Source organism: Kitasatospora sp. NPDC059722 (assembly GCF_042733235.1).
Taxonomy (GTDB): domain Bacteria; phylum Actinomycetota; class Actinomycetes; order Streptomycetales; family Streptomycetaceae; genus Kitasatospora.
The window spans coordinates 3,634-3,939 of the sequence record NZ_JBHWGD010000185.1 but is presented as its reverse complement, the minus strand read 5'-3'; the positions used below and the strand labels follow the sequence as shown (position 1 = coordinate 3,939).

Genomic DNA, 306 nt, shown 5'->3' with positions numbered 1-306 from the left:
CCGCCGAGGGCACCGCGTACGCTGCCGCGGCCGAACTCAGCGAGCTCAGCGAGCTCGACGAGCAGCTGATCGCCCAACTGGTCCACCGCATCCGGCTGGCCCGCGGCCACCAACTCAGCCGCCGCGCCGCCGGGTTGCCGACCACCAGCCTCGCGCAGGAGAACGCCATGCTGCGCCGCTACGCCGCCCGGCTGGGCGACCAGGGCGCCGGGATCGCGCTGGCGATCCTGGAACTCTCCCGGCCGCCGAACGGGCCGGCTCTGGAACAACGCTAGGGCGGTGGGGGGGGGGCGGGGCCCCCCCCCC

Annotated in this window: 1 protein-coding gene; it reads left to right on the top strand. The window is 76.5% G+C overall.

Annotation, left to right across the window (positions count from 1 at the left end; genetic code table 11):
* On the top strand, nucleotides 1–275 hold a 275-nt coding region (locus ACFV4F_RS41760), incomplete at its 5' end, for a hypothetical protein (protein WP_380510984.1).
* Nucleotides 276–306 lie beyond the last annotated feature (31 nt).